13 protein-coding genes are annotated in these 14142 nt (G+C 65.8%); 6 read left to right on the top strand and 7 right to left on the bottom strand.

Going from position 1 to position 14142, the window contains the following annotated elements:
- The first annotated feature begins 127 nt into the window (after positions 1-127).
- The 6 genes from BMI91_RS03490 to BMI91_RS03515 all read left to right on the top strand — a co-directional run bounded on the left by BMI91_RS03490 (position 128) and on the right by BMI91_RS03515 (position 5207).
- Entirely contained in the window at positions 128-1105 is a 978-nt protein-coding gene (locus BMI91_RS03490; protein WP_078603963.1) for an MrcB family domain-containing protein, read from the top strand.
- A 318-nt stretch (positions 1106-1423) separates the two neighbouring features.
- Positions 1424-1927 (top strand): type III secretion system chaperone family protein, encoded by a 504-nt coding sequence (locus BMI91_RS03495; protein ID WP_078519694.1) that lies wholly within the window; start codon positions 1424-1426, stop codon positions 1925-1927.
- 27 nt (positions 1928-1954) lie between these two features.
- Positions 1955-2767, top strand: coding sequence for a pyrroline-5-carboxylate reductase (gene proC, locus BMI91_RS03500; RefSeq protein ID WP_078546184.1), 813 nt, complete (start codon positions 1955-1957; stop codon positions 2765-2767).
- Positions 2764-3099 carry a tRNA-binding protein gene (locus tag BMI91_RS03505; RefSeq protein ID WP_078546182.1) on the top strand — a complete coding sequence of 112 codons (336 nt, stop codon included), beginning with the start codon at positions 2764-2766 and terminating at the stop codon, positions 3097-3099. Before proC ends, BMI91_RS03505 begins: the two co-directional genes overlap by 4 nt.
- Entirely contained in the window at positions 3099-4046 is a 948-nt protein-coding gene (locus BMI91_RS03510) for a 2-hydroxyacid dehydrogenase (protein WP_078603964.1), read from the top strand. Before BMI91_RS03505 ends, BMI91_RS03510 begins: the two co-directional genes overlap by 1 nt.
- Before the next feature lie 42 nt (positions 4047-4088).
- Positions 4089-5207 carry a beta-ketoacyl-ACP synthase III gene (locus BMI91_RS03515; RefSeq protein WP_078603965.1) on the top strand — a complete coding sequence of 373 codons (1119 nt, stop codon included), beginning with the start codon at positions 4089-4091 and terminating at the stop codon, positions 5205-5207.
- Between the two features lie 3 nt (positions 5208-5210).
- Here the strand turns inward: BMI91_RS03515 and BMI91_RS03520 are convergent, their stop codons facing one another.
- The 7 genes from BMI91_RS03520 to BMI91_RS03550 form a co-directional block, all read right to left on the bottom strand.
- Positions 5211-5792 (bottom strand): thymidine kinase, encoded by a 582-nt coding sequence (locus BMI91_RS03520; protein ID WP_078603966.1) that lies wholly within the window; start codon positions 5790-5792, stop codon positions 5211-5213.
- A 51-nt stretch (positions 5793-5843) separates the two neighbouring features.
- Positions 5844-6293, bottom strand: coding sequence for a D-aminoacyl-tRNA deacylase (dtd, locus tag BMI91_RS03525; RefSeq protein ID WP_078603967.1), 450 nt, complete (start codon positions 6291-6293; stop codon positions 5844-5846).
- Positions 6290-7213 (bottom strand): carbohydrate kinase family protein, encoded by a 924-nt coding sequence (locus BMI91_RS03530; RefSeq protein ID WP_078603968.1) that lies wholly within the window; start codon positions 7211-7213, stop codon positions 6290-6292. Before BMI91_RS03530 ends, dtd begins: the two co-directional genes overlap by 4 nt.
- A 73-nt stretch (positions 7214-7286) precedes the next feature.
- Positions 7287-9428, bottom strand: coding sequence for a hypothetical protein (locus BMI91_RS03535; RefSeq protein ID WP_078603969.1), 2142 nt, complete (start codon positions 9426-9428; stop codon positions 7287-7289).
- Positions 9425-12166, bottom strand: coding sequence for a DUF4159 domain-containing protein (locus BMI91_RS03540; RefSeq protein ID WP_078603970.1), 2742 nt, complete (start codon positions 12164-12166; stop codon positions 9425-9427). Before BMI91_RS03540 ends, BMI91_RS03535 begins: the two co-directional genes overlap by 4 nt.
- On the bottom strand, positions 12166-13086 hold the full coding sequence (locus BMI91_RS03545) for a DUF58 domain-containing protein (RefSeq protein ID WP_244176543.1): 921 nt from the start codon (positions 13084-13086) through the stop codon (positions 12166-12168). The genes BMI91_RS03540 and BMI91_RS03545 overlap by 1 nt, the downstream gene beginning before the upstream one ends.
- Positions 13083-14099 carry an AAA family ATPase gene (locus BMI91_RS03550; RefSeq protein WP_078603971.1) on the bottom strand — a complete coding sequence of 339 codons (1017 nt, stop codon included), beginning with the start codon at positions 14097-14099 and terminating at the stop codon, positions 13083-13085. Before BMI91_RS03550 ends, BMI91_RS03545 begins: the two co-directional genes overlap by 4 nt.
- Positions 14100-14142 lie beyond the last annotated feature (43 nt).

The following is a 14142-nucleotide window of genomic DNA, read 5'->3' on the forward strand; positions in this document are numbered from 1 at the left end:
GCCTCGTAGTTACGCTTCTACTAAGCAAGCAGCCATTATTCTTATCAGGCACCGAAACCCTCGCAATCGCGCCTCTTGAATAAGGAGAGGGCAGGGTTAAGCTTAGAGCATAGCTAAAAGGCGCATTATGCTCTCTGAAAAAATTTTTCGACTTGCGACAGAGTATTCGTTTGAAAGAGCGAAGCCATTTACGGGTTCAGCTTTCGCAGACTTTGTTCGGCATGACATTTCGGTGGAGGCTAAAAAGCTTCTCACCTTCTGGCCCTTCGATTTGAAAGTTCGAAGCAGTGTGGGCCAGGGGAATTGGGCAGCAATTCCATGGATTGCTTTCTTTGACCCGCTGATCACTGAGACCGCAACGCAGGGCTTCTATGTTGTCTATCTGATCAACCCGGATAGACAAACTGTTGCGCTTTCGCTGAACCAAGGAACCACTTCGATTTTCGACGAATTTGGTCGAGCGCGCGGCAAGGAAGTTTTAAAACGAAGAGCGCGAGACATGGCCGACCGGGTCCCTGAGTTTGCGAGACACTTTTCAGAAGCCCCTATTGACTTGGGTTCAGATGCGGGGCTCCCTTCTGGATATGAATCCGGGCATTCTTTTGGAAAAGTCTATGCTGCGGATGACCTCGACGAGAGCCAGCTTTCAAGCGACTTGCACCAAATGCTCCTCGCGTACGAAACCCTAGTCAATCGTGGAGGAACAACTCCGAGCGAGGTGATGCAAGAAGAGGTGAGCGGTAAAGATATCGAAGAAACTCGTCGTTATATCTTGTCCAAACGAATTGAACGTTCTCCAAAGGTTCGAAAAGAAGTCCTAAAGGCGAAACCACCAATCTGTGAGTGCTGCGGCATTGAACCGAAACGGGACTATGGTTTTGTCGGCCCTGCTCACGCGACGCCGCTCGATGTACACCATGCCGCACCGCTTCACGGGCTCGCAGAAGGAGAGACGCGTCGCTACACTATCCCTGACGATTTCCTTGTGTTGTGCCCGACCTGTCATCGAATGATTCACAAACTGGATACACCCCATGATCTAGACGCGCTGCGTAAGCGCCTGCGTTTCAAGATTGCGCGGCGATTAGACTTTCCGGTGAATTGACAGCGCTCTGTTCTGCCGACATCCGCCCGCTTGGGGCGATACTCTTTTCCAGCACCTCAACGGCTCGACTAACTTTTGTTCATTTCTTTCAGAATGTTACAAAAAATCGCCGTCGATTTCGCCCCGCGTTGTGGATGAACTATCCCCAGATTTCGTGGGGGCCACCCGGCTTATCCACCAGAAATTGCTTTACACAATAGCAACCTGCCTACACGATATCTTGTAGGGACAGGCGGCTGCTACCGCCGTTCCTTGTAAAGCCGACAAGCCCTAGGGGAGCTGCACCCCGGGCATCTAAAAAGGCAGGGGGATACGAGCATGGCACTGAGCGAAGACTATCTGTACGCCGAAGAACTCCACCCGATCGACATCGTCGAGACGCTGGCCGAAGCCCATGAATGGGAATTCGACCGGGTCACCGATGACCAGATCGCAATGGCAGTCGAGGGTCAGTGGCGGACCTACTCGATCACCCTCGCCTGGTCGCCGATGGACGAAACCCTGCGGCTGATCTGCACCTTCGAGATGGACCCGCCGCCGGCCCGCGAGGGCGCGCTTTACGAGCTTCTCAACCGCATCAACGACCGGGTCTGGACCGGCGCCTTCACCTTCTGGCCCGATCAGCGGCTGATGGTCTGGCGGCATGGGCTGGTGCTCTCGGGCGGGCAGCTGCCCGGGCCGGAGCAGATCGACCGGCTGATCGGCGCGGCTGTCGTGTCCTCCGAGCGGTTCTACCCGGCCTTCCAGCTGGCGACCTGGGGCGAGCGCGATCCCGAAGACGCGATGCAGGTGGCCATTGCGGAGGCCTACGGGCGCGCCTAATCTCCCCCCGAACCAAAAGGGGGAAGTATGAGCTTTGACAAGATTTCCGACCGCGGCCTCGTCATTCTGGGCTGCGGACGCATGGGCGGCGCGATCCTTCAGGGGCTGTTGAAGGGCGGCCTGCCCGCAGCCTCGGTCTGGGTGGTCGATCCGAATCCATCCGATTGGCTGAAAGAGTCCGGCGTGAATCTCAACGCCGATCTGCCCGAGAATCCGGCTGTCGTTCTGGTCGCGGTGAAGCCGCAGATGATGGCCGATGCGCTGCCGCAACTCTCGGCCATGGCCGAGGGCGATACGCTGTTTGTGACCGTAGCCGCCGGGATCACCATCGAGGGCTACGAGAAGATGCTGGGCAAGCAGGCGCGACTGGTGCGCGCGATGCCCAACACGCCTGCGGCGATCGGCCGTGGCGTGACCGCGATCGTCGGCAATCCGAACGCGACCGGCGACGATCTGGACACCGCGGATGCGCTGATGACCGGCGTGGGGCAGGTCGTGCGGCTCGACGATGAGGAACAGATGAACGCCGTGATCGGCGTCTCCGGCTCGGGCCCGGCTTACGTCTTCCACCTGATCGAGGTGATGGCGGCCGCGGGCGAGGCCGAGGGGCTCGACCCCGATCTGGCGCTGCGGCTCGCCAAGGCGACCGTGGGTGGCGCGGGGCAACTGGCCGAGGATAGCGACGAGACGCCCTCAAAGCTGCGCGAGAACGTGACCTCTCCCGGCGGGACGACGGCGGCGGCGCTGGAGGTTCTGATGGACCCCGAGACCGGCATGCCACCCCTGATGCGCAAAGCGGTCGCCGCGAATATCGCGCGCAACCGGGAGCTTGGGAAATGACCATCTCCTTCGACGACTTCATGAAGGTCGACATTCGCTGTGGGCGGATCACGCAGGCCGAGCCCTTCCCCGAGGCGCGCAAGCCCGCGATCAAGCTCTGGGTCGATTACGGCCCGGAGATCGGCGTGAAGAAAAGTTCCGCCCAGATCACGGTGCATTACGCTCCCGAGGAGCTGGTCGGCAAGCTGGTCTTCGGCGTGGTCAACTTCCCGCCGCGCCAGATCGGGCCATTCATGTCCGAGGCGCTCGTGCTGGGCGTGCCGGACGCGGCTGGCGAGGTCGTGCTGCTGACGCCCGACAAGGACGTGCCGATCGGCGGGAGGATGTTCTGATGAAGCTCCTCGTGACCCGCAAGCTGACCGACGAGGTCGAGGCCCGCGTGGCGAAAGAATTCGACGTGACCTTCCGCAACGGGGCCGCGCCGATGACCGAAGATGAGACGCGCGCGGCGCTGGCCGAGTATGACGCGCTTCTGGTCACGCTTGGCGACAAAGTGACGGCGGCGGCCTTCGAGGGCAGCCCGCGCGCGAAGATCGTTGCCAACTTCGGGGTGGGTTATAACCATATCGACGTGGGCGCCGCCGAGGCGAAAGGCATCACGGTGACCAACACGCCGGGCGCCGTGACCGATGCCACCGCCGACATCGCCATGATGCTGATCCTGATGAGCGCACGACGTGCCTCGGCGGGCGAGCGCTTCGTGCGGCGCGGCGAGTGGACCGGCTGGACGCCGACGCAATTCCTTGGCCAGCATGTCTCGGGCAAGAAAGTCGGCATCATCGGTCTGGGCCGCATCGGCACGGCGATTGCGAAACGCTGCCATTTCGGCTTCGGTATGGAGGTGGCTTACACCAAGCGCACCCCCGTCGATCCGGGCTTCCCGGCCACGCATCTTAGCCAGGACGAGCTGCTCGCCAGTTCCGATTTCGTCGTGATCGCGGTACCCGCCAGCCCCGCCACGCATCATCTGATCGGCGCGGCGGAGATCGCGAAGATGCAGCCGCATGCGCATCTGATCAACATCGCGCGCGGCGATATCGTCGACGAGGCGGCGCTGGTGGCGGCGATGCAGGGCAATGCGATCGCGGGCGCGGGCCTCGACGTCTATGAGCGCGAGCCTTATGTGCCGGAAGCCCTGCGCGCGCTGGATAACGTCACGTTGCTTCCGCATCTGGGCACCGCCGCTCTTGAGGTGCGTGACGACATGGGCCACATGGCGGTCGACAATCTCATCGCCTTTCGTGACGGCAACACGCCGCCCAATCGCGTGTCGTCTTGACCTTTCACCTCCTTGGCGGGAGGCTCTGCCAAGGAGGATCCGATGCATCAAGCCGTCATTACCGGGACCGGGGTCTATACGCCGGAACACGTCATCACGAATGCCGAACTGGTCGAAGCATTCAACGCCTATGCCGATCTGTTCAATACCGAGAACGCCGAGGCCATCGCCGCGGGCGAGATCGAGGCCAAGCCGCATAGCTCGGTCGAGTTCATACTTAAAGCCTCCGGGATCGAGCAGCGCTATGTGATGGACAAGGAAGGCGTGCTGGACCCCACGCGCATGTATCCGCGCCTGCGCCAGCGCTCGGACGAAGAGCCGGGCATCATGGCGGAAATCGCGCTCGATGCCTGCAACAAGGCGCTGGCGCAGGCCGGGCGTAAAGGCGAGGACATAGACCTCGTGATCTGCGCGGCCTCGAATATGGAGCGCGCCTACCCGGCCGTCGCGATCGAAATCCAGAAGCTTCTCGGCGCGGGCGGGTTCGCTTTCGATATGAACGTCGCCTGTTCCTCGGCCACTTTCGGCATTCAGGCCGCCGCCGACATGATCCGCACGGGCTCCGTGCGGCGCGCGCTGGTCGTGAACCCCGAGATCACCTCGGGCCACCTCGAATGGCGCGACCGCGACTGCCATTTCATCTTCGGCGATGTGGCCACCGCGACCCTGATCGAACGGCGCGAGGATGCGCCGCATGGCTTCCTGATCCGCTCCACCCGCTGCGCGACGGAGTTTTCCAACAACATCCGCAATAACAATGGCTTCCTGCGCCGCACCCGACCCGATGGCGTGGCCGACCGCCGCGACATGCAGTTCATGCAGGAGGGGCGGAAGGTCTTCAAGGAAGTGATGCCGATGGTGGCGCAGCACATCCTCGGCCATCTCGCCGATGCGGAGGTGAAACCCGAGGAACTGCACCGTCTCTGGCTGCATCAGGCCAACAAGACGATGAACGATTTCGTCGGCAAGAAGGTGCTCGGTCGCGATCCCGAGCCGGGCGAGCAGCCCAACATCCTGCAGGATTACGCCAACACGTCGTCTGCCGGGTCGATCATCGCGTTTTCGAAATATTCCGACGATTTCAAACCGGGCGAGATCGGGCTGATCTGTTCCTTCGGGGCGGGCTATTCGGTGGGCTCGGTCGTTCTCGAGAAGATCTAAGGCTTACGCTTCGCCCATCGCTTCGCGCCAATGGCGGCGGCACAGGCTGACATAGGTCTCATTGCCGCCGATCTGCACCTGATCGCCATCGCGCAGCGCTTGGCCGTGGGGGCCCATCCGCACCACCATGGTGGCCTTCTTGCCGCAATGGCAGATCGTGCGGACTTCGCGCATCTCGTCGGCCAGCGCCAGCAGTGCCGCCGAGCCGGGGAACAGCTTGCCCTGAAAATCCACCCGCAGCCCGTAGCACATCACCGGCACGCGCAGATCATCCACCGCGCGGGCGATCTGCCAGACCTGCGTCTCGGTCAGGAACTGCGCCTCGTCCACGAAGATGCAGGCGCAGGGGCCGTCCGCCAAGCGCTTCTCGATAAGCGCGAACATGTCCGTCTCTTCGGAGAAACAGGCCGCCTCAGCACCGATGCCGATCCGGCTCGCGATGCGCCCGTCGCCCGCACGATTGTCGAGCCGCGCGGTCACGAGGAAGGTCTCCATCCCGCGTTCGATATAGTTGTGGGAGGCTTGCAAGAGGATCGTGCTCTTGCCCGCGTTCATCGTGGAATAATGGAAGTAGAGCTTGGCCATGGCCTGCAATAGCCCGCGGCTTTCAGGGGAGCAAGACTGCCCACGCGACGCTCAGGGACGGTCGGCGCTGTCCATCCAGATCGTGACCGGTCCGTCATTCAGAAGCGCCACTTTCATATCCGCACCGAACGCGCCGGTCTGAACCGGCAGGCCCAGAGATTCGAGGTGACGGGCGAAATGCTGATACAGCCGGTCGCCCTCTTCGGGCGGGGCGGCTGCAGAGAAACCGGGGCGGTTGCCGCGCGAGGTGTCGGCGGCCAGCGTGAACTGGCTGACCACCAGACAGGCGCCGCCAATGTCACCCACCGCGCGGTTCATCTTGCCCGCCTCATCCTTGAAGATGCGCAGTTTCGAAACGCGCTCGGCCAGCTTCTCGGCGACCTTTTCGTCATCGCCCTGCATCGCGCAGCAAAGGATCAGGAGGCCCGATCCGATCTCGGAGATGCGCGTGCCGTCGGCGGTGACCGAGGCCTCGGAGACCCGCTGGATCAGCGCCCTCATGCCAGTTCGTCCGCCCAGGGCGGGTTGGCCCCTGCCCGGCTGACGACCACCGCAGCGGCGGCCACGCCCAGTTTCAGGCAGTCCGAGATAAGCCCTTCCTCGGCGCGAGCGAGCGCGCCTTTGTCGAGCGCCTCGGCGCGGTCCAGCGCGGCCAGAACGCCCGCGTTGAACGTATCGCCTGCGCCGACCGTGTCGATGACCTCGACCTTGCGCGCGGGCACGAAGACCTCGCAGTGCTTCGAGAAGCCATGCGCGCCGGTTGCGCCTTCGGTGACGAAGACCAGCTTCGGCCCTTTCGCCAGCAGCCCGCGCGCCAGATCGGCGATGGTGCCCGGCCCTTCGATCCAGCGCAGATCCTCGTCCGAGACCTTCACGATATCGGCGACAGTGAACATCCGTTCCAGCCGCGCGCGATAGGCCGCCTCGTCGCCGATGAACCCGGGGCGGATATTCGGGTCGATCATAGTCACGCGGCTCTCGGCCTCGCGCAGCATCAGCGCCTCATAGGCCGCGCCGCAGGGCTCGACCGGCAGGGAGATGCCGCCGAAGAACATGGCCTTCACCTCTGCCGGGATCGCGGGCATGTCCTCGATCTTCAGCATCCGGCCAGCCGTATTCTCGTCGTAGAAAGCGTAGCTCGCATGGCCATCGGTCAGCGTCACGAAGGCGAGCGTCGTCGGCCGGTCCGAGCGCACGGAGAGTCCCGCATCCACCCCGCTATCGGACAGCGAGTGGATCAGCATCTTGCCGAACAGGTCTTCGGACAGGCCCGACAGGAACCCCGAACTCGCACCGAGCCGCCCCAGCGCAATCGCAGTGTTGAACACCGCGCCGCCCGGATAGGGCGCAAAGGCCGCCTCGCCTTGCGCGCTTTCGCGCGGGAGCATGTCGATCAGGGCTTCGCCACAACTCAGGATCATCGGGGGCCTCCTCATTCCGATACCGCTAACACCTGCTACACGCGAAGCGGTGTCCGGGCAATCCCCGCAGGGATCACGCTGCGGTCGGCCCGCCCTTATCGCCGCCACTGCCGCGCCGGTTGCGCCCTTCGATGAGCCACGCGCCCACGGTCAGCAGGGCCGCCAGGATTAGCCAGGCCCAGGCAGGCAGCAGCGGCTGCACCCGGATGTCGGTGGTGGCGGTCGCGCCGCGCGGCGTGATGCCGATCCAGCCGCGCCCCGATGTCGGGCGGCCCGCGCGCACTTCGCGGATGGTGGGCACCCCGTCCTCGAGCCTTGTCACGCCGCCATTCGACGCCTCGACCACGGCAGAGAGAGGATCGCCGCTGGCGATCGTCTGCTCGAACTCGCGCGGGCTTGCCGGTCCCATCGCCACGACACGTTCGAGATCGCCGTCCTTGAGGCGGTAGAGCCCCGCCTCGGGCGCGGTCCAGCGCGCGGTGAAGCGGCCCGGCGCGGTCTCGGTCAACGGCACCTCTTGGGTCGAGCCATCGGGTAGCGTCACGGTCACCGGCGGCGCGGTGTCTTCCATCGTACGGCGGATGATCCGCATCGAGAGCGCGCCGGGATCGATCTCGGCATAGAGCGCCTCTTCTTCCAGCTCGGGCTCTTTCATCTCCCAATGCGCGATCCGGCGCAGCAATTCGAGTTGCGGCCCGCCGCCGTCATAGCCGCGATCCCAGAGCCATGCCTGATCCGAGGCCAGCAGCGCCACGCGCCCCTCGCCTTCGCGCGAGAGCACCAGAAGCGGCTTGCCCTCGGCGCCGGACATCACGACCTCGCCGGTGGGGTTCGTCAGTTCGATCTGGCGCAGCCAGTGGCCCCAATGCGGGCCGTCTTTCTCGGCGGTCGTATCCTGCTCGCCCTCGGGCGCGGGCGCCCCTTCCAGCCCGGCTGTCACCGGATGGCGCAGGCCCAGATCGGTCGGACGCGGCAGGAAGCTTTCCGACATCACACGACCCGTGGGGCGCGCGGGCATGATGTCGCCAAGGCTGGTCTGATAGAGGCTCTCGACGGTCGCGAATTCCGGACCGGCGGCCACGAGGATCGCGCCCCCGCGCTCGACGTAATCCTTGATATTGTCGAAATACGCGGACGGCAGAATGCCCCGCGCGCCGTAGCGGTCGAAAATGATCAGGTCGAACTCGTCGATCTTGTCGACGAACAGTTCCTGCGTCGGGAAGGCGATGAGCGACAGTTCCGTCACCGGCACACCGTCTTGCTTTTCGGGCGGGCGCAGGATTGTGAAATGCACGAGGTCCACGCCTGCGTCCGATTTCAAAAGGTTGCGCCATGTCCGCTCGCCCGCATGGGGCTGGCCGGAGACCAAGAGCACCCGCAGCCGGTCGCGCACGCCGTTGATCTGCACGGTGGCGACGTTGTTGCGATCGGTCAGCTCGCCATCGGTCGGCGAGAGCGTGAACTGCACCACGTTCTGCCCCCCATGGGTCAGCGTCAGCGGCAGTTCCAGATCGCGGTCGGTGCGCACCGTGTAGCTTTTCGGATCCTTGCCATCGATCGAGATGGTCAGATCGGCAGTGCCACCCGCGCTTGCGGGCACGTTGCCCATATCCTCGACCTTGAGGCGGATATCGGTCTCCTCGCCGATGATCCCGAAGGACGGCGCGGTCTCGATCAGGATACGCCGATCCCAGTCGCTGCGCTTGCCGGTCAGCAGCACCTGCAGCGGCGCGGGCAGATCGGGGGCAAGCTGCGCGTCATGCGCCTGCCCGTCGGTGACCATTAGCGCGCCTGCGACGCGAGCGCGCGGCTCGGCAGCCAGCGCCTCGGCCAGGGTCGAGCCCAGTTCGGTGCCCGCATTGTCGGCTCCGTCCGGAACGGTGATCCGGCGCGTCTCGACATTGGGCATCGCGTCGAGCTGCGCCTGCAGACGAGTCAGGGCGGTATCGGTCTGCGCGACACGATCCGAGAGTTTCTGCGACGAGGAGCGGTCGTCGATCAGCAGCACGATATTGGACAGCGGCGCGGTCTGTTCGCGCTGCAACGAAGGCTGCGCGATCGCCGCCAGCAGCACCAGCGCCGCCAGCGCCCGCAGCGCCCAGCCTTTCAGCCCGCGCCACAGCGCAAGCGCCAGCAGCACGACCGCCACCACGCCTGCGCCCGCGATCACAGGCCACGGCAGAAGCGGTGCGAAGATGATCGACATCCCGTTCATTGCCCCAGCCTTTCGAGAAGCGCAGGCACATGGACCTGATCGGATTTATAGTTGCCGGTCAGCACATGCATGATCAGGTTCACCCCGAAGCGATCCGCAATCTCGCGCTGACGCTCGCCGGTGCGGCCACGGCCCACGGGGAACATCGGCATCCCGCGATCGTCGACGGCCCAAGCCGAGGCCCAGTCGTTGCCGCCGATCACCACCGGCGTCACCCCGTCATTGAGGTTGCGAAACGGCATCCCCTCGGCGCGTTCGGCATCGGCGGGCGGGGCCTCGACCCAGATCGTGCCGTCATAGCGGCCGGGGAAATCCTGCAGCAGGTAGAAAGTGCGGGTCAGCACGTGATCGTCGGGGATCGGTGCGAGCGGCGGAATGTCCAAGGGCGCGGCCAGCGCCTGCAAGCGCTTACCCGCAGGCGTCGCCTCGCCGAAGCCCGCGATATCGGCGTCGCGCGTGTCGAACAGGATCATGCCGCCGCCGCGCAGGTAGCGGTTCAGCTTGGCATATTCCATCGGGCTCGGCGCAGGCTGATCTGCAGTGATCGGCCAGTAGATGAAGGTGAAGACGGCCAGATCGTCGTTCTTGAGGTCGACCATCATCGGCGCGGAGGGCTCGACCGTGGTGCGGCGATTGAGGACCTGCGACAGTCCCTTCAGCCCCGCCATGGACACCCGGTCCACCTCGGCATCGCCGGTGGGCATCGCGGCCAGAACCACATTGGACGCAGCCTCGATCGCGCGGGCCGGATCCATATCCTCGGCATGGGCTTGCGGCGGCGCGAAGCTGGCGAGGATCAGGGCGGCCCCGAAGCCGGCTGCCTTCATCGCGCGCGGCCCCCAAAGCTTGCCCGACAGCGCCAGCGTCGCGAGAATGTCGATCAGCAGCGCCGCCAGCGCCGCGCCTAGCAGCCAGCCTTTTAGCGGCATCTCGCGCTGCTCGAAAGCGCCTTCGACGGGGACATTGGCGGGCCAGCTTGCCGGGGACAACGTCGCGCCGCGTGGCAGAGCATTCAGCGCGACCGAGCGGTCCTCGGCGGTGTAGATGCCCGGGCGCAGCTTCGGCCCGGGCTCGGCCTTGGCAAGCTCCTCGCCCGGCACGCCCGCGGCAGCCCCTGCGTCCTGCAGCCGCCCGAACCCGTCGAGCAGTTTCTGCGGCACCCAGGTCTGGCCCGCAAGATCAGCCTCTTCCGGAGCGGCAGGCCGGGCCGAGACCGCAAGCCGTTCCAGCATCTGCGGGAACAGAAGCGACAGCGGCAGGGTCGACCATTCGGCATTCGCGGTGACATGGAACAGCACGACCGCCCCCTGCCCCATCTTGGCGCGGGTCACCAGCGGCGTGCCATCGGTCAGCGCGGCGATGGTGTGTTCTGAGAGGTCCGGCGTGGGCTCGGCCATGACCTGCGCCTTCACTGTCACATCGTCGGGCACTTGCAGCCCGGCGAAGGGCGAGTTCTCCGGGAAGGGCGCCAGCGCGCGCGGATCGCCCCAGCTCATCGTGCCGCCCAGAGAGCGGCCGCCGGCGCGCAGCTGCACCGGCAAAAGCGTATCGGCATCGAGATCGGCATTGGCCATGCGGGGCCCTGCGAAACGGATCAGCAGCCCGCCCTTTTCGACCCAGTCGTGCAGTTTCGATTGCTCCGGCAGATCGGCCATATCGGCGAGGATGATCACGTCCGGATCGGCGGTCAGCACATCGGCGAGCGTGCCCTCGATCAGGTCTGCCGTGGGGGCGAGCGCCTGATGCAGGTAATGGGTCGGCGAGAGCAGTTCCAAGCCTTCGCGGTCGCGCGCACCCGACAGGATCGCGACCTTGCGGCGCTTCACCGCGTCGTCGGTCAGGCTGACTGCGCCTGCCGAGCGCATGCCCGTGATCTCGATCCGGGTGATGCGGTTGCGCAGCTCGGGCGGCAGATCGAAGCGCAGCTCGGTCTCGCGCGAGTCGGTGAATTGCAGCGGTTGGCTGGCCAGTTCTCGCTCGATCCCCGCCGGGTCGCGCCCCACGGCGGCAACATCGCGCGGGCTGGGTGGGATGGTTGAGGCGAGCGCCGGCACTACGAGCGCGCCATCCTCGATCCGGGCAGCGCCCAGCGCCAAGACCGGCAATTGCGGCTGCCAGACCTTGACCGGACCGCGCGCCTCCAGCGCATTCAGAACACCGGCGCGGCTGTCGCGGGCCAAGCCGTCCGACAGCCAGAGCGTCTCGAAATTCCCCTCGGGCAGGTTTGCGGCGTCGAAGCTCTGCGGGGCCCAGGGCTGCGGCTGGATGCCGGGCAGCGACTGGATCAGCGCGCCCGCATCCGTGAAACTCACCTGTGCGGGCGGCGGATCGGCCAGCGATATCACTGCCGCAGGACGTCCCGCCTGTTGCGCATCCTTCAGCGCCGATGTCATCCGCTCCACCCGGCGCGGCCAGTCGCGCGCGGAGGCCCAGCTACCGTCGGCCACGATCAGGAGCGGCCCGGTGCCGGGCACGGCCCGCTGCGGGTTCAGGACCGGCCCGGCAAAGCCGATGATCGCGGCGGCCAGCGCCAGAAGGCGCAGCGCCAGCAGCCACCACGGCGTGCGCGCGGCCTGCACCTCCTCGTCCTTGAGGCCCAGCAGGAGTGCGACCCCCGGAAAGCGCCTGCGGATCGGCGCGGGCGGCACCGCGCGAAGGATCAGCCAGATGATCGGCAACGCAGCCAGCCCCAGCAGAAGCCAGGGCGCGGTGAAGCCGATGGGGCCGAGCATCCACATCAGCGACCCCTCTCGAGCGCGGAGTAAAGCCACAGCAGCGCCGCCTGCGCCGGATCGCCCGTGTGATGGGTCGAGAATTGCCAACCCGCGCTGCGCGCGAGCCGGGCGAGCTGATCGCGCCGCGCGGCCAGCCGGTCGAGATAGCGCGCCCGCAGATCACCCGCCTTGCGGGTCTCATGGATCAGCCCGCCCGCCATCGACTGGAAGATCGTGCGTCCGTCATAGGGGAAGGCCTCTTCGTCGGGGTCGAGCACCTGCATCATCACGCCCGACACACCACGATCGGCCAGACGCCCCAGCGCCGCCTCGATCGGGCCGAGATCGCCGAAGAAATCCGACAGCAGCACAACCCGCGACTGCGGCGTGACGCCTGCGATTTCGGGTGCGCCATAATCCTGCACGCCCGCCTCGCGCGACAGAAGGCCTGCAAGCTCCATCAGCTGCGCGCGGCCCGGACGTGGCGGCGCGAGCGGGCCGGTCAGCCCGACGCGTTCGCCGCCGCGCACCATCAGCACCGCAAGCGCGAGGCCCAACACCCGGGCGCGCTCTGATTTGGTGACGCGCGCCTTTCGCCCGCTCTCGGCGCCCGTGAAGCGCATCGAGGCCGCGTCATCGACCCAGAGATGGACCGATTGCGCCAGCTGCCATTCCCGCTGGCGAACATATTGGCTATCCGAGCGCGCCGAGCGCCGCCAATCGACGAAGCGCAACTCGTCGCCCGCATGGGCGGGACGGTATTGCCAGAATTCCTCGCCCGATCCCGCGCGCCTGCGGCCATGCGCGCCCATCTGGACGGTCGCCGCCAGATGCTCCGCCGCGACCAGCAGCGGGGGCAGCGCAGAGGCCGCCCCTTCCGCCTCGCGGCGCAGGCTCAGCGCGGGGGATTGCCCCGGCGCTGCGGTATCGGAGGTTACGCTCAAGCGGCAGCACCGGCGGCGCGCGGCCCGGTGACCTCTGCCACGGCGCGGTCGATCAGATCGCCCAGCGTCTCGCCACGAGCGCGGGCCGCGAAGCTCAGCGCCATGCGGTGGATCAGCACCGGGCGGGCCATCGCCTGCACGTCTTCCAGCGTCGGCGCGAGGCGGCCGTTGATCAGAGCACGCGCCCGCACGGTCAGCATCAGCGCCTGCGCGGCGCGCGGCCCCGGGCCCCAGGCCAGCGCATCGCGGATGAAGTCGGGCGCCTCGGCCTCGCGCGGACGGCACAGCCGCACCAGATCGAGGATCGCATCGACGACCTTCTCGCCCACGGGCATTTGCCGCACGATCCCCTGCGCCTCGATCAGCTCGGCCGGGGTGAAGACGGTATGCGCGCCCTCCGCCGCGACGCCGGTGGTCGCCAGCAGGATCGAGCGCTCGGTCTCGCGATCCGGATAATCGACGTCGACCTGCACGAGGAAACGGTCGAGCTGGGCTTCGGGCAGCGGATAGGTGCCCTCCTGCTCGATCGGGTTCTGCGTGGCGAGAACGTGGAAGGGCGGGCCAAGCGGGCGATGCTCGCCCGCGATGGTGACCTCACGCTCCTGCATCGCCTGCAAGAGCGCCGATTGGGTCCGGGGCGAGGCGCGGTTGATCTCGTCGGCCATCAGCAGCTGGCAGAAGACCGGGCCTTCGAGGAAGCGGAACGCGCGGCTGCCATCGGGCGCGGTTTCCAGAACCTCGGAGCCCAGAATATCGGCGGGCATCAGGTCGGGGGTGAACTGGATGCGGTTCGACCCGAGCCCCATCACGGTGGACAGCGTCTCGACCAAAAGTGTCTTGCCGAGGCCCGGCAGACCCACCAGAAGCGCATGCCCCCCGGAGAGCATCGCGGCCAGAACCAGCTCCACCACCTGGTCCTGCCCGATGAATCGCCGGTCGATCGAGGCGCGCGCCTGTGCGAGCTTGCCGCCAAGTCGTTCGATATCTTCCATCAGCTTTTCGGGCTCGGCCATGACATTCTCCCCGTTGATGCCTATCTTTCCCAGCAAAGCAGAT

The organism is Thioclava sediminum, from assembly GCF_002020355.1.
Taxonomy (GTDB): Bacteria; Pseudomonadota; Alphaproteobacteria; order Rhodobacterales; family Rhodobacteraceae; genus Thioclava; species Thioclava sediminum.